15 protein-coding genes are annotated in these 16,984 nt (G+C 60.8%); 4 read left to right on the top strand and 11 right to left on the bottom strand.

Going from position 1 to position 16,984, the window contains the following annotated elements; all coding sequences use genetic code 11:
* Nucleotides 1-3: 3 nt before the first annotated feature.
* The gene (locus POS17_RS09780; protein WP_060838361.1) at nt 4-570 is read left to right on the top strand and encodes a CsiV family protein; all 567 of its coding nucleotides are present in this window, start codon (nt 4-6) and stop codon (nt 568-570) included.
* A gap of 11 nt (nt 571-581) precedes the next feature.
* Nucleotides 582-3,272 carry a DEAD/DEAH box helicase gene (locus POS17_RS09775; protein ID WP_060838360.1) on the top strand — a complete coding sequence of 897 codons (2,691 nt, stop codon included), beginning with the start codon at nt 582-584 and terminating at the stop codon, nt 3,270-3,272.
* A gap of 52 nt (nt 3,273-3,324) precedes the next feature.
* Here the strand turns inward: POS17_RS09775 and nagZ are convergent, their stop codons facing one another.
* Together nagZ and POS17_RS09765 are read right to left on the bottom strand one after the other, a co-directional pair.
* Nucleotides 3,325-4,323, bottom strand: coding sequence for a beta-N-acetylhexosaminidase (nagZ, locus tag POS17_RS09770; RefSeq protein WP_173655934.1), 999 nt, complete (start codon nt 4,321-4,323; stop codon nt 3,325-3,327).
* Nucleotides 4,324-4,506: 183 nt separating this feature from the next.
* On the bottom strand, nt 4,507-5,214 hold the full coding sequence (locus POS17_RS09765) for a TetR/AcrR family transcriptional regulator (RefSeq protein WP_060838358.1): 708 nt from the start codon (nt 5,212-5,214) through the stop codon (nt 4,507-4,509).
* Between the two features lie 251 nt (nt 5,215-5,465).
* On the opposite strand from POS17_RS09765, the gene lexA reads away from it, so the two are divergent.
* The gene (gene lexA / locus POS17_RS09760; RefSeq protein WP_060838357.1) at nt 5,466-6,071 is read left to right on the top strand and encodes a transcriptional repressor LexA; all 606 of its coding nucleotides are present in this window, start codon (nt 5,466-5,468) and stop codon (nt 6,069-6,071) included.
* Between the two features lie 10 nt (nt 6,072-6,081).
* Entirely contained in the window at nt 6,082-6,555 is a 474-nt protein-coding gene (sulA, locus tag POS17_RS09755) for an SOS-induced cell division inhibitor SulA (RefSeq protein ID WP_060838356.1), read from the top strand.
* A gap of 107 nt (nt 6,556-6,662) precedes the next feature.
* On the opposite strand, the gene POS17_RS09750 is transcribed toward sulA, so the two are convergent.
* The 9 genes from POS17_RS09750 to fadB form a co-directional block, all read right to left on the bottom strand.
* The gene (locus POS17_RS09750; RefSeq protein ID WP_011060267.1) at nt 6,663-6,896 is read right to left on the bottom strand and encodes a hypothetical protein; all 234 of its coding nucleotides are present in this window, start codon (nt 6,894-6,896) and stop codon (nt 6,663-6,665) included.
* 158 nt (nt 6,897-7,054) lie between these two features.
* Nucleotides 7,055-7,612, bottom strand: coding sequence for a LemA family protein (locus POS17_RS09745; RefSeq protein WP_060838355.1), 558 nt, complete (start codon nt 7,610-7,612; stop codon nt 7,055-7,057).
* A 3-nt stretch (nt 7,613-7,615) separates the two neighbouring features.
* A complete protein-coding gene (locus POS17_RS09740; RefSeq protein WP_060838354.1) occupies nt 7,616-8,632 on the bottom strand; it encodes a hypothetical protein in 1,017 nt (338 codons plus the stop codon).
* Nucleotides 8,632-9,675, bottom strand: coding sequence for a hypothetical protein (locus POS17_RS09735; protein WP_060838353.1), 1,044 nt, complete (start codon nt 9,673-9,675; stop codon nt 8,632-8,634). Before POS17_RS09735 ends, POS17_RS09740 begins: the two co-directional genes overlap by 1 nt.
* A 50-nt stretch (nt 9,676-9,725) precedes the next feature.
* Nucleotides 9,726-10,250, bottom strand: coding sequence for a DUF6586 family protein (locus tag POS17_RS09730; RefSeq protein WP_060838352.1), 525 nt, complete (start codon nt 10,248-10,250; stop codon nt 9,726-9,728).
* Nucleotides 10,251-10,415: 165 nt separating this feature from the next.
* Nucleotides 10,416-13,028, bottom strand: a complete 2,613-nt coding sequence (gene topA, locus POS17_RS09725; RefSeq protein WP_060838351.1) for a type I DNA topoisomerase — start codon at nt 13,026-13,028, stop codon at nt 10,416-10,418.
* Nucleotides 13,029-13,142: 114 nt separating this feature from the next.
* Nucleotides 13,143-13,379: a DUF1653 domain-containing protein gene (locus tag POS17_RS09720; protein WP_019093731.1), complete on the bottom strand. Its 237-nt coding sequence runs from the start codon at nt 13,377-13,379 to the stop codon at nt 13,143-13,145.
* Between the two features lie 99 nt (nt 13,380-13,478).
* Nucleotides 13,479-14,654 carry an acetyl-CoA C-acyltransferase FadA gene (gene fadA, locus POS17_RS09715; protein ID WP_016964860.1) on the bottom strand — a complete coding sequence of 392 codons (1,176 nt, stop codon included), beginning with the start codon at nt 14,652-14,654 and terminating at the stop codon, nt 13,479-13,481.
* Between the two features lie 28 nt (nt 14,655-14,682).
* A complete protein-coding gene (fadB, locus tag POS17_RS09710) occupies nt 14,683-16,830 on the bottom strand; it encodes a fatty acid oxidation complex subunit alpha FadB (RefSeq protein WP_060838350.1) in 2,148 nt (715 codons plus the stop codon).
* Nucleotides 16,831-16,984 lie beyond the last annotated feature (154 nt).

Raw genomic sequence — 16,984 nt, 5'->3', positions numbered from 1 at the left:
CCCATGCGCCTGTTCCGCTCCCTGACCCTGCTCCTGACCCTGGTCGCGCCCATGGCGTTTGCCGACGACCTGTATCAGGTGGAAATGATCCTTGTCCGGCAGAACGCCGAGCCGCAGATCCTCAGCCGCGCCGCTCCCGAAGACTGGGCCGCCGGCGCTCAACACCTGAGCCCCGACAGCCAGCGCACGCCCGCCCTGGGCGGGATCGTCGACAAGCTCAACGCCAGTGGCAACTACAGCGTGCTGCTGCACAAGGCCTGGCAGCAGACCCTGGGGGAAACCCCGGTCAAGGTGGCCCTCAGCGACGGTCCGGAACAGTTCGGCCAGTTCCCCATCGAAGGCACCCTGAACCTCAAGCTCGGGCGCTTCACCGATGTCGACGCGGACTTCTGGATCAACCAGATCGACAGCAATGGCCTGGTCACCCGCAGCGAACGCCTGAAACAGCAGAGCCACACCAAGAACGGCCAGCTCAACTACCTGGACAACGGCCATCTGGCCCTGCTGATCAAGATCACCTCGCTCACCGCACCGGCACCCCGCCCCGCTCCAACTGAAATACCGGACTGATCGAAGTCCCTATGAGCCCGCCCCTGACCAAACCCCTGGCCCCGTCCTGGGTCAACCGCTTCAAGGAACAAACCTTGGAGCGCGGCCGGCGTTATGCCCTGGAAAAGCGCGTGCGCATCGTCAGCGCCGCAGACAGCGCTATCACCGCCAGTTGCGAGGGTTCCAGTGGCAATGTCTACCGACAGAGCATCAACTTGCGCGAGTCGAGCAAGGGCAGCCTGCTGCTGATCGACACCCATTGCACCTGCCCGGTACGCAGCAACTGCAAACATGTGGTCGCCGTCTTGCTGCAAGTGGAAGAAACCCTGGCCTACCCGGCGGCAGCCAAGGACGCCGAGCTGCTGGAGAAACTCTCTGCCGTGCTCGACAGCCGTCGCCCCGCCGCCCTGCCCCAGGTGCTGCTGGAGGACGTGCGTCCAGTACCGCGCCTGTGGCTGGCCAGCATCGAGTTCAGTGCCTTCGAACCGCGCAACGGCAAGATGCAGCGCTACATCCAGCACCGCGCCGCGCTGTCGTTCAACTACGGGGGCGAGTACGTCAGCGGCCCGAAGAATGCCGATGTGATCATCCGCCAGGAACACCAGAGCCTGCGCATCAAGCGCCAGCCAGAACTGGAGCAAGGCTGGCGCGAACAGTTGCGCAGCCTGGGCTTCAAGATCGCCACCCGGCAGAGCAAGGCCCTGCCGGAAAGCGCCGGCGAACTGTTCGAGATGGTCAACGACAGCGCCTGGCTGACCTTCACCCTCAATGAACTGCCCAAACTGCGCAGCCAGGGCTGGGAACTGCAGATCGACGATGGCTTCGGCTTCGACCTGACCGCAGTGGACGACTGGTATGCCAGCGTCGACGAAGCCCCCGGGCGCGACTGGTTCGACCTGGAACTGGGGATCATCGTCAATGGCGAACGCCTGAGCCTGCTGCCGATCCTGCTCAACCTGATGCGCTCCCACACCGAGATCCTCAACCCTGAACGCCTGGCCAAGCGCCGCGACGACGAGCTGATCCTGGTGAACATTCCCCACCGCCCCAACTCCTTGCACGGCCCGCTGCAAGTGGCGCTGCCCTATGGGCGCCTGAAGCCGGTGCTGGCCACTCTGGGGGAGTTCTACCTGCAAGAGCCCGGCGAAACCACCCTGCGCCTGAGCAGCGCCGACGCCACCCGCCTCAACCCGCTGCAGGACCTGCCGCTGCTCTGGGAAGGTGGCGAGCATATCCGCACCTTTGCCCAGCGCCTGCGCGACATCAAGGACTACTCGGCGCCGGTGCCAGAAGGGTTGAATGCCACCCTGCGCCCCTATCAGCAGGAAGGCTTGAGCTGGATGCAGTCCCTGCGCCAACTGGAAGTGGGCGGCATCCTCGCCGATGACATGGGCCTGGGCAAAACCCTGCAGACCCTGGCACACATCCTCAGCGAGAAGAATGCCGGGCGCCTGGACCGGCCGTGCATGGTGGTGATGCCCACCAGCCTGATTCCCAACTGGCTGGACGAGGCGGCGCACTTCACCCCGCAACTCAAGGTTCTGGCGCTGTATGGCGCGGGGCGCAAGAAACACTTCGCGCAACTGGCCGACTACGACCTGCTGCTGACCACCTACGCGCTGCTGCCCAAGGACGTCGAACTGCTGGCCGCGCAACCCTTGCACGTGCTGATTCTCGATGAGGCGCAGTACATCAAGAACCCGTCGAGCAAGGCCGCCCAGGCCGCTCGCGAACTCAATGCCCGGCAGCGCCTGTGCCTGTCCGGCACGCCTTTGGAAAACCATCTGGGGGAGCTCTGGTCACTGTTTCACTTCCTGTTGCCGGGCTGGCTTGGCGATGCCAAGAGCTTCAACCGCGACTACCGGGTGCCGATCGAAAAGCACGCCAGCGACGTGCGCCTGCAACACCTCAACGGTCGGATCAAACCCTTCCTGCTGCGCCGCACCAAGGAGCAAGTGGCCACTGAGCTGCCGCCCAAGACCGAGATCATCCACTGGGTCGAACTCAACGAGGCGCAACGGGACGTCTACGAAACCATGCGCCTGGCCATGGACAAGAAAGTCCGCGACGAAATCACCCGCAAGGGCGTGGCCCGCAGCCAGATCATCATCCTCGAAGCCCTGCTCAAACTGCGCCAGGTGTGCTGCGACCTGCGCCTGGTCAATGACTCGCCACCGGCGCGCGGCAGCTCCTCGGGCAAGCTGGACAGCCTGATGGAGATGCTCGAGGAGCTGTTTGAGGAAGGTCGACGCATTCTGCTGTTTTCCCAGTTCACCTCGATGCTGAGCCTGATCGAGGCCGAACTGAAACGACGCAACGTTGCCTACGCCCTGCTCACCGGCCAGACCCGGGATCGGCGCACGCCGGTGCGGGATTTCCAGAGCGGCAAGCTGCAGATCTTCCTGATCAGCCTCAAGGCCGGCGGCGTAGGCCTCAACCTGACCGAGGCCGACACCGTGATCCACTACGATCCGTGGTGGAACCCGGCGACCGAGAGCCAGGCCACCGATCGCGCCTACCGCATTGGCCAGGAAAAGCCGGTATTCGTCTACAAGCTGATCGCCCGCGGCACTGTGGAAGAGAAGATCCAGCACCTGCAACAGGAGAAATCGGACCTGGCGGCAGGCGTGCTGGACGGGCGCACGGCCGGCGACTGGAAGCTGCAGAGCGAAGACATCGAAGCCCTGTTCGCGCCCTTGCCGGACAAGAAAACCGGCCGCTGAGGCCGGTCAATGCACGGGCACCGGGCAACATGCGGTGCCGTGCCATACCACCTCAATCGATCAACTGCGCGGCCTTCAGCGCTTCAAGAGCCGCGAGCCAGCGCGGGTCCTGCTTGTATTCGAGATTGGCGAACGCCTGGCCGCGCATCCGGGCCAGACGTGGCGACGGCTGCACCTTCAGGCGCTGGGCGGCGCTCAGGGCCAGCTCGGCCGCGGCGCGATCGTTGCACACCAGCCCCATGTCACAACCGGCCGCCAGGGCCGCCTCGATCCGGCTTGCCGCATCGCCGACGACATGGGCGCCGGCCATGGACAGGTCGTCGCTGAAGATGACCCCGTCGAACTGCAACTCGCCACGCAGGATGTCCTGCAGCCAGCGTCGGGAGAAACCGGCCGGCTGCGAGTCGACCTGCGGATAGATCACATGGGCCGGCATCACTGCCGCCAACTGCTTGCTCAAGCGGGCGAACGGCAGCAGGTCCTTGGCGCGGATCTCGTCCAGGCTGCGCTCGTCATTGGGAATCGCCACATGGGAGTCGGCCTCGGCCCAGCCATGCCCGGGGAAATGCTTGCCGGTGGCCGCCATCCCGGCGCTGTTCATGCCGCGGATAAAGGCACCGGCCAACAGCGCCGCGCGCTCCGGATCGCCCTCGAAAGCCCGGCTGCCCACCACCGCGCTGCGCTGGTGATCCAGATCCAGGACCGGGGCAAAGCTCAGGTCCAGGCCCACTGCCAGGACCTCGGTGGCCATGATCCAGCCACACTGTTCGGCCAGGTACTCGGCATTCGGGTTGTCGGCCAGGGCACGCATCGCCGGCAGACGGACAAAGCCCTGACGCAATCGCTGCACCCGGCCACCTTCCTGATCCACCGCCAGCAGCAGGTCCGGGCGGATCGCCCGGATCGCCGCGCTCAGTTCGCGCACCTGGCGTGGGTGCTCGATATTCCGAGCAAAAATGATCAGCCCGCCCACCTGCGGCTGACGCAGGAGTTGGCGATCTTCAGCCGTCAGCCAGGTACCGGCGACGTCCACCATCAAGGAGCCTTGCAGGCCAGCGGTCATAGAAATTCCTTAAGCACTACGATGCCTTCCAGGCAACGCCGACGAGGCCACACCCACAGGGATGCAGCCGGGGCAAGCAGCGTCGGCACAAGGAAGGCACGGGGATATGAAACGAGAATCGGCATGGGCGGCTAGCTTAGCGGATGTAAGCAGTCGCGCCCACCCGTGGGATCACGCCTTGGCAGCTGCCGGAGCGGTTTTGCTGCGCGGCTTGAGCTGGGCGCTGGCCATGGCTTCGTCGGTGACGCCAGTTTCGGCACGCATGCCGGCGGCGAGGAAAGGCACCATCAAGCGCATCACCTGTTCGATGGAGGTGTTGACCCCGAAATCGGTTTCGGCAATCGCCCGCAACGCCTTGATTCCGGACATGCTGAACGCCGCGGCACCCAGCATGAAATGCACGCGCCAGAACAATTCGATGGGCGGAATACGTGGCGCCGCCTCGTTGACCAGTAGCATGTAGCGGCGAAACACCTTGCCGTACATGTCTTCCAGATAACGCCGCAGATGCCCCTGGCTCTGGCTGAAAGCCAGCCCCAGCAAACGCATGAAAATCGACAGGTCGTTGCCGCTGCGTGGCTGCACCACCAACGCCTGCTCGACCAAGATCTCCAGTAGTTCTTCCAGGCTCGGCTTGCTGTCCGGCTTGGACTGACGCCGCTCCAGTTCACGATCGAGACTGACGCAGAACGGCCCGAGGAAGCGCGAGAACACCGCCTGGATCAGGGCCTTTTTGGAACCGAAATGATAGTTGACCGCTGCCAGGTTGACCCCGGCCTTGCTGGTAATCAGCCGCAACGAGGTTTCGGCAAAACCTTTTTCCGCGAACAACTGCTCGGCAGCATCGAGAATGCGTTCAACGGTTTCCGACTGGGCCATGGCTACTCCGCCTGACAAACACTTGTTTGAAACATACGTTTCAGGCTCATCAATGTCAAGTCCGCGCGCCCCTGCGAAGGCCGTCCGGCGCGCTATTTAATCATACCTGCCGCGGTCTGTAGCCAGCCTTGAGTGCTGGATTGCTACCCCGCAATGACAACCGCCCGGCTGACCACGGCAAATGGAGCATTGCCAAGCGACGTTCACTGTATATAATCCCAGTCACTGTATAAAAAGACAGAGCGATCGACATGCTAAAACTGACGCCACGCCAAGCTGAGATTCTGGCTTTTATCAAACGCTGCCTTGAAGACAACGGCTATCCGCCCACCCGCGCCGAGATCGCCCAGGAGCTGGGTTTCAAGTCGCCCAACGCCGCCGAAGAACACCTCAAGGCCCTGGCCCGCAAAGGCGCCATCGAGATGACCCCTGGAGCCTCTCGCGGCATCCGCATCCCGGGCTTCGAAGCCAAGCCCGACGACACGCTGCCCATCATCGGCCGCGTTGCCGCTGGCGCCCCCATCCTCGCCCAGCAGCACATTGAAGAATCCTGCAACATCAACCCGACCTTCTTCCATCCGCGCGCCGACTACCTGCTTCGGGTCAACGGCATGAGCATGAAGGACATCGGCATCTTCGACGGTGACCTGCTGGCAGTGCATACCACCCGCGAGGCCCGCAACGGCCAGGTGGTGGTGGCACGCATCGGCGATGAAGTCACGGTCAAGCGCTTCAAGCGCGAAGGCAGCAAAGTCTGGCTGATCGCCGAAAACCCTGATTTCGCCCCCATCGAAGTCAACCTGAAAGATCAGGAGCTGGTGATCGAAGGCTTGAGTGTCGGCGTCATTCGCCGCTAAAGGAGGCTCCATGCAGTTCCCCCATACACCACAGCAAGCCCAACTGCCGTTGTTTGAAGCGTTCCTGGCCCAGCCATTGGCGCCTGCGCTCAAAGAAGTGGCCGAGTCGCCCTGGAATAAAGATCCAGAGGCTTTCAGCGAACTGTCGTTACGCGGCGCCGCCGGGAACTGCCTGAACCTCCTGGCACCCATCCTCAGAGAGTTGAGCCAGGAGCAGGACGCCCGGTGGCTGACCTTGATCGCCCCACCCTCAAGCCTGACCCAAAGCTGGCTGCGGGATGCCGGCCTGAATCGCGAACGCATCCTGCTGCTTCACCCCCGAGGCTCTCAGAGCCCACAGCAACTGGCTTGCGAGGCCCTGCGCCTGGGGCGCAGCCACACAGTGGTCAGTTGGCTGAACCCATTGAGCACTAGCGCACGGCAACAGTTGATCAGCGCCGCACGCACGGGCGATGCGCAAAGCCTGAATATTCGCCTGGGATAAACACCGGGAAGTCACTACACAATGCGCTTGAAAAGCACGAGGCTTCTCCAGGATTGAGAAGCCGAGAAAAATATGACGAACAACCGGAAGAAAACCGATAAACGGGCTTAGTGAAGAACCCGCGGACCGTCTTCCTTGTCGATTTCACCCTCCACCAGGCGTCCGGCCATCTGCACACCGACGCTCAACATGGCCTTGGCCACCTCGACATGCTGACCTTGCAAAAAGGCTTTGGCATCCTCGGAGAAATCCAAAGTAACCAGAGAACCCTCGTCCTCAGCTCTGCGCAGCTCAATACGGCCGTCTGGCAACTCGACAATTTCTAGAAAGGACGTTGGCATAAAGGTCTGGTCTCCACGAAAGGCGGGGATTATATCAGTCATCACCCCCGCCCCGCTCAGGATCTTGCACCAGACGTGGCGCTGCTCAACAGGCACGAGCCCCTGCTCCCTTCAAGAAATGCGGCACTCCATCCTTCAAAACACCGTGCCAGCCCGCCTCAGAAATTCGGCTTGTATTCAAAACCCGCCGAAGCCTGGCTGTCGGAAAATGGCGTGATCAGCGACTTGTTCAAGCTCAACCGATTAACCAAGGAACCGGGGAACATCTGAATGGAGTTGTTGAAATGCTCCACATTCAGGTTGAACAGAGTGATGGCTCCACCGATATTGCCTTCCTGCTCGGCAACCTCACGCATCAGGTTGCTCAACAGGGTGGCGGACTTGAGATCCGGATAGGCCTCAAACGCCAGGTTCAAGCCCCCCAACAGGGCTTTGCTGCCCTCGTCGACCGACTTCAACGCATCGCCATCGGCAGCAGATGGCAAGCTGCCAATGGCGCTACGCAAGCCAACGATCTTCTCCAGCAGTTGGCTCTCATACGCCTGAAAACCGGCCACTTGCGGTTCCAGCAGATCCAGCACCTTGATTCGCTGCCGCTGGTAGGTCAGCACGTCCGACCAGGCCCGCTGGGCGCGGTTGTGTGCGCTGACGATCTTGTTGTAGTGCACATAGGCCAGAACGCCCAAGGCGATCGCAATGACCAACAACAACTCCATACCCTATTGCTCCATCTCATCAACGACCTTCATCGGAAGGTCGAAATTGTTGTCATGCAATTCCGCCAGTTCATGCACCAGCGCCAGCACCGGAAACAGACCCGGCAACTCCAGCCCCTGCTTGATATTGGCGTAGAAGCCCGATAAGTCCTCGAAGGTTCCAGGATCCTTATAGGCCATGACCTCGGCGTCATCGAAGCTCAGGCACAGACGCCCCTCATTGGAAAATTCCAGGTTCACCTTCTTCAGCCGCCGGCACAGCCTCAGCAAAAAAGCCAGGGTGGTAGGGGTCGCGAACTTGGCACAGGCCAGCTCACTGTCACCGGTAAAAATGAAGTTTCTGTTGAAGTCATCAGAAGTGGTCTCGAAGACTTTACGCTTTGTACGCTTTTTCTTCGGCAGATCACTGCACACCATCACGCCCGTGACCCAGGGAAAATCCACCACCAGGCTGAAACGATCGAAGCTCTCGTAAACCCGTTCACTTTCGCCATCGGATTTGGATTTGTAGTGGGAATTCACATAACGCAAGTGGTGAAAGACAAAGGGCAACTGATGGCGCGCACCCTGGTAGGTTCCCCCGGCGGAGTCCACGATGCGGCGGCTGTCGTTACCGCGCTCATAGTCCTCGAACTCGCCGCTCAGTTGCGTGAAACGCTCTTCAGCTGTTCCACCCGGGTCCGAAAGGCCATTACTGAGGAATGAACATCGACGAGCGATCCTCTTAGGCAACTCATCAACAGCGGCTTTACGACTCATCCAGATGATCAGACCGGCAACGCCTAAACACGCCGCGATGAACCACATCACCACCACGCCTGCCATGGCCGGGATCGCCGCAACAATCGCCAGCATCACCAGCACCAGGGGCTGGGCATGATCGAACTTCAAGCCGCCCTTGAAGGATTGGAGCCTGCCGATGACCTGCAACAGGTCGTCGTTGGTCCTGGCCCGCGCCACCTCGGCGTCGCAAGTGGCCAACAACCGGACCAGCTCGGCATCATGCTTGAGAAACTGCATCACTCTTCCTTGATCAATTCGCTGGAGTCCACAACCTGTGGGACGACAGCAGCAACAGCATGACCGTCGTGCTGCCAGGCCAGTCGCTCTATCAACCCCAACAGCGGATACAGCTTCGGCAACTCGATGCCCGCCTCGATCCGCTCACGAAAGACCGTCAGATCACTCAACGCCCCCGGATCGGCATGGGCCATGATGTCTTCGTTGTTGAAGCTCAGGCAGAGCCGTCCCTGGCCAGAGAACTCCAGATTGACCCCATGAAGCTGACGCGAAAGTTCCAGCAGCAGGTCCAGCGTCGCAGGCGTGGCGAAGCGTTCACAAGAGGCCGGGTCGTTGCCGCGCAGCACAAAGGTCTGATTGAAATCCTCGCGATCGGTCTTGAAGGGCTGACCCGACAGCTGTAATTCCAGGGGGCTGGATCGAAGTGCAATCTCTCTCACCCAGGGAAAATCCACCACCAGACTGTAGCGCTGGTAGTTCGTGTAAACCGTCTTGAGGTCTCCACCGGCCCCGCGCTCCCAACTGGAGATCACATATCGAAGCTGGTGATACTCGAATGCCAGCGAATGTCGCTCTCCTCGATACACTCCCTGGAGCGAGTCCAGGATACGGCGCCGCTCACTCTCGCTGCCCCGACGGTAATCGGTGAACTCATTGTCCAGTCTCTTCAGGCGCCAGTCGGCGCTACTGTCGAATTCCCTCAAGTCATTGCCAAGCATCATGCACTTGCGGGTAATGCTCGCCGCCAGATCGGTCGATACCCCAGAGATACCTTTGCTGACCCGATAGCTGAAGAAACACAGAGCCACAAACACCCAGAACATCCCACCCATGCCGTCCATCAGCAACGCAGCCGCAAGCGAAGCAAACGCCAGCACCAGAAGCGTGATTGACTGCGCATGATCGAACGCCAGGCCGCCGGGGAATACCTCCAGCCGGTCAAGCACCTCAAGCAGGTCCGCATTGGACTGAGCGTTGATGACTCGCATCTGGCAATCGCCCAGCAGGCGTACCAGCGCCTGGTCACGCAAGAAGAACAACATGCATCTTCCTTGATCAATTGAAGGCGCCGCCCATCAGGCGACGCTCAGGCTCAACACTCGTTCAAGCCATCTCGAAAACGAATGGCCAGAGCCTTGAGATTCTGCCGCCAGCTCTCCAGTTCTTCCCGACTCAGTTCCGGCGCCGGCTCCGGCTCGTCCAGATTAACCGCCACAATCAGCGGCTGGGTCACGTCCCCCTTGGGCTTGTGCGGCGCTCGCGGCGGTTGAAACAGCTCGTTGTAAGCGGACAACAGTTGCGCCAGCCAGGTCTGTGGACTCTGCGCCAGCTCCAGCAGTTCCGCCAGTTCGGGAATGGCAATGCTGTCCAGCACCTCACGATTAAGGATCTGCTCGACCCGGGCAGCACTGGCCTGTGGCAGACGGTAGAACCCGGCGATCTCGTGGCATAGCCCCAGCAAGGCACCGTAGAGATGGAACAGCACCGACTCGCGCCCCGCCTGGACCAGCGCCTGGGCATTCATCGCCCGCCCCTCTTCGGCCCGAGCCAGGGCTTCGAGCGCCAGGCCGGCAAAGTAGATTTTCTGATTGGTACGGGTATAGAGCTCGTGGGCCATGTAGGCAGCCTCCACTACAAGAAGAGAACCAGATGCGGATGGCACAGTTTCAAGGATCACTCCCGCGCACCGCAAGGCAAAAGAAAGGCCGCATGACTCCCGGCGGAATCATGCGGCCCTGTACGGCGCCAATGCGAGGAGCAAGCCCCTCGACACAATCAGTGCCTAGCGCTTGTCTTCGACCTTCCAGGTGCCGCCGTCGTAGAACGCGCGCCAGCCGGTAGGCTTGCCATCAACCTCGGTCTGCACGTACTGCTCCTTGGTCTTGCGGCTATAGCGCACCACCGCAGGACGCCCCTCTGGGTCCTTCTTCGGTGCTTCGCAGAGGAAGTGGTACTTCGGATCAATCTCGTCCTTGTGCGGGATCAACTCCAGCACCAACGGCGCCCGGGTTTCACGGTTTTTCGGGAACTGGCTGGCAGCCAGGAACAGGCCCGAAGCACCGTCGCGCAGGATGTAGGTGTCGTTGACCTTCTCGCATTTCAGCTCAGGCATCTTCACCGGATCCATCTTCGGCGGCGCCGCATCACCGCTTTTCAGCAGCTTGCGGGTGTTCTTGCAAGTGGCGTTGGTGCAACCGAAGAACTTGCCGAAACGACCGGTCTTGAGCTGCATCTCGCTGCCGCACTTGTCACATTCCAGGCTCGGGCCCTCGTAGCCCTTGATCCGGTAGCTGCCCTCTTCGATCTCGTAGCCGGCGCAATCCGGGTTGTTGCCGCAGATGTGCAGCTTGCGCTTTTCATCCAGCAGGTAAGCGTCCATCGCCGTGCTGCAGATCGGGCAACGGTGCTTGCCACGCAGTACCAGGGATTCGGATTCGCCCTCGTCGTCCGCGGCGATCTCGTCGCCCGGCACCAGGTTGACGGTGGCCTTGCAACGCTCCTTGGGTGGCAGGCTATAGCCCGAGCAACCGAGGAATACACCAGTGGAGGCGGTGCGAATCTGCATCGGCCGACCGCAGGTCAGGCATGGAATATCTGTCATGACCGGCTGGTTGGCGCGCATGCCGCTTTCGGCGCCCTCGGCCACTTCGAGTTTCTTCTTGAAGTCGCCGTAGAACTCGTCAAGGACGTTCTTCCAGTCGCGCTCGCCCTGGGCCACGTCATCGAGGTTCTCTTCCATGCCGGCGGTGAAGCCGTAGTCCATGAGATTGGAGAAGCTTTCAGAGAGACGTTCGGTGACGATGTCACCCATCTTTTCCGAATAGAACCGACGGTTGTGCAGGGTTACGTAGCCGCGATCCTGAATGGTCGAAATGATCGCCGCATAGGTCGAAGGACGACCGATGCCGCGTTTTTCCATTTCCTTCACCAGGCTGGCTTCGGAATAGCGCGCTGGCGGCTTGGTGAAGTGCTGGCTTGGGTCGAGCTTGATCAACTTCAGCACTTCGCCCTGGGCCATGTCCGGCAGCACATCGTCATCACCTGGCTTGCTGATCTGCGGCATGACCCGGGTGTAGCCGTCGAACTTGAGGATGCGGCCCTTGGCGCGCAGCTCGAAGTCCCCAGCGGCCACGCTGACGGTGGTGGACAGGTATTGCGCCGGCAGCATCTGGCAGGCGACGAACTGGCGCCAGATCAGCTCGTAGAGCCGCTCGGCGTCACGTTCCATGCCCGACAGCTTGCTTGGGTGGGTGTTGACGTCGGACGGACGAATCGCTTCGTGCGCCTCCTGGGCCCCTTCCTTGCTGCTGTAGACGTTGGGCGAGGCCGGCAGGTACTTGTTGCCGAACTCGTCTTCGATATAGGTCCGCGCCATCGCCACGGCATCAGCCGAGAGGTTGGTGGAGTCGGTACGCATGTAGGTGATGTAGCCGGCTTCATACAGACGCTGGGCCATCATCATGGTCTTCTTCACCCCGAAGCCCAGGCGGTTGCTCGCGGCCTGCTGCAGGGTGGAGGTGATAAATGGCGCTGACGGCTTGCTGCTGGTGGGTTTGTCTTCACGCTTGGCGACGCTGTAGGCCGAAGCCTTGAGCTTCTCCAGGGCAGCCATGGCCTGGGTTTCGTTGAGCGGCTTGAAGGCTTCACCGTTCTCGCGAGCCACTTCGAAGCGCACCTTCGAGCCCTTGGCAGTGCCCAGGTCGGCGTGGACTTCCCAGTACTCTTCCGGAATGAAGGCGCGAATCTCACGCTCGCGCTCCACCACCAGCTTCACGGCTACCGACTGCACACGACCGGCGGACAGGCCACGGGCAATCTTCGCCCACAGCAACGGGGAGACCATGTAGCCCACCACACGGTCAAGAAAGCGCCGGGCCTGCTGAGCGTTGACCCGATGAATGTCCAGCTCGCCCGGCTGGGAGAAGGCTTCCTGGATCGCCTTCTTGGTGATTTCGTTGAACACCACGCGCTTGTAGCGGCTGTCATCACCGCCGATGGCTTCCCGCAGGTGCCAGGCGATGGCCTCCCCTTCGCGGTCCAAGTCCGTTGCGAGATAGATGGTGTCGGCATCCTTGGCAAGGCGGCGCAGCTCTTCGATGACCTTTTCCTTGCCAGGAAGGATTTCGTACTTGGCCTTCCAGCCGTGCTCGGGGTCGACGCCCATGCGCGACACCAGCTGCTTGCGCGCTTTTTCCTTCGGCGACAGGGCCGCAGTTTCGCCCGCAGCGGCCTTGCCACGCTTGGCGGCCGGCTCTTTGGCGGCACTGGCCGAACCGCTGGTGGGCAGGTCTCGGATATGGCCGATACTCGACTTCACCACGTATTGGTTGCCCAAGTACTTGTTGATGGTCTTGGCCTTAGCCGGGGATTCCACAATGACCAGCGATTTGCCCATGGATCGGAAAATTCCTGAATTCGAGAAGAGAAAGGCGGTTGGCGCCTGACGCGGCCCCGCTATATATAGTGGCAACAAGGTGAGGTCAAGCGCAGGGTACTGCGCGACCGGCACTTATGCCGGTGAAAAAAGACTGGGTTCGGCCTGCACCAAAGCAAAGCGTGGGACCTGCTCGCCGTCAACTTCGACCGACTCCAGGAACATGCTCAAGGGGCGTACCCAAAAACCGTAATCCCCATACAGGGCTTGATAGAACACCACTTCTTCTTCCGTTTCCGAGTGCCGCGCCACGCTGAAAACGCGGTACTGCGGCCCCTTGTAATGCTGATAGAGCCCGGGTTGTAACTGCATGCTCTGGCCCTCGTGCAATTCTTTTCAAAATAAAAACAAATAAATCCGCAGAAAAACAAAAACCGGGGCACAGGGCCCCGGCTTCCATCCACCCAACGCTTAAACGCGTTCGAAGACGGTCGAGATGCCCTGGCCAAGGCCGATGCACATGGTGGACACACCGAAGGTGCCGCCATTCTGCTTCATGACGTTGAGCAGGGTCCCGGAGATACGTGCACCGGAGCAACCGAACGGGTGACCCAGGGCGATCGCGCCGCCGTGCAGGTTAACCTTCTCGTTCATCTTGTCGAGCACTTTCAGATCTTTCAGCACTGGCAGGGCCTGTGCGGCGAAAGCTTCGTTGAGCTCGAAGAAGTCGATGTCGTTGATGCCCAGGCCTGCGCGCTTCAGGGCTTTCTGCGTGGCCGGTACTGGACCATAGCCCATGATCGCCGGATCCACACCCGCCACGGCCATGGAACGGATCACCGCCATCGGCTGAATACCCAGATCCTGAGCCCGCTGGGCCGACATCACGATCATGCACGAGGCACCGTCGGTGATCTGCGACGAAGTACCGGCAGTCACGGTACCGCCCTTGGGGTTGAACGCCGGCTTCAAGGCCGCCAGGCTTTCCAGGGTGGTTTCGGGACGAATGGTTTCGTCGTAGTCGAACAGTTTCAGGAAACCGTTCTCGTCATAGCCCTGCATCGGGATGATTTCGTCCTTGAACTTGCCTTCCACGGTCGCCTTGTGGGCGAGCTGGTGGGAACGCAAGCCAAAGGCGTCCTGCTGTTCGCGGGTAATGCCATGCATCTTGCCCAGCATTTCGGCAGTCAGGCCCATCATGCCCGAGGCTTTCGCCGCGTACAGGGACATGTGCGGGTTCGGATCGACACCGTGCATCATGCTCACGTGGCCCATGTGCTCGACGCCGCCCACGACGAATACGTCACCGTTGCCGGTCATGATCGCCTGCGCTGCAGTGTGCAGCGCACTCATGGACGAACCGCACAGACGGCTGACGGTCTGGCCAGCCGAAGTATGGGGGATCTGGGTCATCAGCGACGCCATGCGCGCGATGTTCCAGCCTTGTTCCAGAGTCTGGTTGACGCAGCCCCAGATCACGTCCTCGACTTCCGCCGGGTCGACCTTGGTGTTGCGCTCCAGCAGTTTGCTGATCAGGTGCGCCGACATGTCTTCGGCGCGGGTGTTGCGGTGCATGCCGCCCTTGGAGCGGCCCATCGGAGTACGACCGAAGTCGACAATCACGACGTCTCTAGGATTCAAGCTCATATGTTCACTCTCGCTCTAGTGTGGGCGCTTAACCGAAGAAGCTCTGGCCGTTCTTGGCCATTTCACGCAGCTTCGCGGTCGGGTGGTACAGCGCGCCCAGATCGGCGTACTGGTCGGCCAGGGCAACGAACTGGGCAACACCGATGGAATCGATGTAGCGCAGCGCACCGCCACGGAATGGAGGGAAACCAATGCCGTAGACCAGGCCCATGTCCGCTTCGGCAGCGGTTTCGACGATGCCGTCTTCCAGGCAACGAACGGTTTCCAGGCACAGCGGGATCATCATCCAGTTGATGATGTCTTCGTCGGTGACTTCACGCTGCTCGTAGACAATCGGCTTGAGCACTTCCAGTACCGATGGATCGGCAACCTTCTTCTGCTTGCCCTTCTTGTCGGTTTCGTAGGCGTAGAAACCCTTGCCGTTCTTCTGTCCCAGGCGCTTGGCCTCATAAAGCACGTCCACGGCCGAGCGGCGGTCGTCCTTCATGCGATCCGGGAAACCTTCAGCCATGACGTCGCGACCGTGGTGGCCGGTGTCGATACCGACCACGTCCATCAGGTACGCCGGGCCCATTGGCCAGCCGAATTTTTCCATGATCTTGTCGATGCGTACGAAATCCACACCGGCGCTGACCAGCTTGGCGAAGCCGCCGAAATACGGGAACAGCACGCGGTTGACCAAAAAGCCCGGGCAGTCGTTGACCACGATCGGGTTCTTGCCCATTTTCTTGGCGTAGGCAACGGTGGTGGCAACGGCCAGCTCGCTGGACTTCTCGCCACGGATCACTTCCACCAGCGGCATCATGTGCACCGGGTTGAAGAAGTGCATGCCGACGAAGTTTTCCGGACGCTTGAGGGCCTTGGCCAGCAGGCTGATGGAAATGGTCGAGGTGTTGGACGCCAGGATGGTGTCTTCCTTGACCTGAGCTTCCACTTCGGCCAGCACGATCTGCTTGACCTTGGGGTTCTCGACCACGGCTTCGACCACCAGGTCGACGTTGCCGAAATCGCCGTAGGACAGGGTCGGACGAATGCCGTTGAGCACTTCAGCCATCTTCGCGGCGGTCATGCGACCCTTGTCAACGCGGCCCACCAGCAGTTTCGCGGCTTCCGCCAGACCCTGCTCGATACCGTGCTCGTTGATGTCCTTCATCAGGATCGGCGTGCCTTTGGACGCCGACTGGTAGGCGATGCCGCCCCCCATGATGCCGGCGCCGAGTACGGCGGCCTGCTTCACGTCCTTGGCGATTTCGTCGTAGGCCTTGGCCTTTCTCTTCAATTCCTGGTCGTTGAGGAACAGACCGATCAGGCTTTGTGCGGCCGAAGTCTTGGCCAGTTTGACGAAACCGGCTGCTTCCACTTCCAGGGCTTTGTCGCGACCGAAGTTGGCCGCTTTCTGGATGGTCTTGATCGCTTCGACCGGTGCCGGGTAGTTCGGGCCGGCCTGGCCAGCCACGAAGCCCTTGGCGGTTTCGAACGCCATCATCTGCTCAATGGCGTTGAGCTTGAGTTTTTCCAGCTTCGGCTGACGCTTGGCCTTGTAGTCGAACTCGCCGGAAATGGCGCGCTTGACCAGGGCCAGAGCGGCATCCTTGAGTTTCTCGGGTGCAACCACAGCATCCACGGCACCGACTTTCAGCGCGTCTTCGGCACGGTTTTCCTTGCCGGCGGCGATCCACTCGATGGCGTTGTCGGCACCGATCAGGCGCGGCAGGCGCACAGTACCGCCGAAGCCCGGGTAGATGCCCAGCTTGACTTCCGGCAGACCGATCTTGGCGCTGGCGGCCATGACGCGGTAATCCGCTGCCAGGCACATTTCCAGGCCGCCCCCCAGGGCGATGCCATTGATCGCGGCAACGGTCGGCACATTGAGGTCTTCGAAATCGCTGAAGATCTTGTTGGCTTCGAGGTTGCCAGCCACCAGCTCGGCATCCGGCAGCTTGAAGTTATCGACAAACTCGGTGATGTCGGCGCCGACGATGAACACGTCCTTGCCACTGCTGACGATCACGCCCTTGATCGAAGCATCTGCCTTGATGGTGTCAACAGCCTGACGCAGTTCGTTCAGGGTTAGACGGTTGAACTTGTTGACGGACTCACCCTTGAGGTCGAAATTCAATTCGACGATGCCACTTTCAAGAGCCTTAACCGTGATGGCTTTACCTTCGTAAATCATCAACTGATCTCCACGATATGGAAGCTGAACAGTACACGTCGGACGCTGACTTCTGGCTTGGCACTAACGTCACCGTCGATGCTAACGCCATTCCGCCAGGCACACCCGCCAACGCGATAGTCGGGATTCTGTACAGAGCCGCCTGCGATGCAAA

This window comes from Pseudomonas sp. Os17, from assembly GCF_001547895.1.
GTDB lineage: Bacteria > Pseudomonadota > Gammaproteobacteria > Pseudomonadales > Pseudomonadaceae > Aquipseudomonas.
The sequence above is the reverse complement of the archived record's forward strand: the minus strand, read 5'-3'. Positions and strand labels throughout refer to the sequence as shown.

Excerpts from the sequence above, each read along its gene's own strand:
- POS17_RS09780 (WP_060838361.1), top strand. The coding sequence starts at position 4 with ATGCGCCTGTTCCGCTCCCTGACCCTGCTCCTGACCCTGGTCGCGCCC.
- POS17_RS09775 (WP_060838360.1), top strand. The coding sequence starts at position 582 with ATGAGCCCGCCCCTGACCAAACCCCTGGCCCCGTCCTGGGTCAACCGC.
- POS17_RS09765 (WP_060838358.1), bottom strand. The coding sequence starts at position 5,214 with ATGGCCCAGTCGGAAACCGTTGAACGCATTCTCGATGCTGCCGAGCAG.
- lexA (WP_060838357.1), top strand. The coding sequence starts at position 5,466 with ATGCTAAAACTGACGCCACGCCAAGCTGAGATTCTGGCTTTTATCAAA.
- sulA (WP_060838356.1), top strand. The coding sequence starts at position 6,082 with ATGCAGTTCCCCCATACACCACAGCAAGCCCAACTGCCGTTGTTTGAA.
- POS17_RS09750 (WP_011060267.1), bottom strand. The coding sequence starts at position 6,896 with ATGCCAACGTCCTTTCTAGAAATTGTCGAGTTGCCAGACGGCCGTATT.
- POS17_RS09745 (WP_060838355.1), bottom strand. The coding sequence starts at position 7,612 with ATGGAGTTGTTGTTGGTCATTGCGATCGCCTTGGGCGTTCTGGCCTAT.
- POS17_RS09740 (WP_060838354.1), bottom strand. The coding sequence starts at position 8,632 with ATGCAGTTTCTCAAGCATGATGCCGAGCTGGTCCGGTTGTTGGCCACT.
- POS17_RS09735 (WP_060838353.1), bottom strand. The coding sequence starts at position 9,675 with ATGTTGTTCTTCTTGCGTGACCAGGCGCTGGTACGCCTGCTGGGCGAT.
- POS17_RS09730 (WP_060838352.1), bottom strand. The coding sequence starts at position 10,250 with ATGGCCCACGAGCTCTATACCCGTACCAATCAGAAAATCTACTTTGCC.
- topA (WP_060838351.1), bottom strand. The coding sequence starts at position 13,028 with ATGGGCAAATCGCTGGTCATTGTGGAATCCCCGGCTAAGGCCAAGACC.
- POS17_RS09720 (WP_019093731.1), bottom strand. The coding sequence starts at position 13,379 with ATGCAGTTACAACCCGGGCTCTATCAGCATTACAAGGGGCCGCAGTAC.
- fadA (WP_016964860.1), bottom strand. The coding sequence starts at position 14,654 with ATGAGCTTGAATCCTAGAGACGTCGTGATTGTCGACTTCGGTCGTACT.
- fadB (WP_060838350.1), bottom strand. The coding sequence starts at position 16,830 with ATGATTTACGAAGGTAAAGCCATCACGGTTAAGGCTCTTGAAAGTGGC.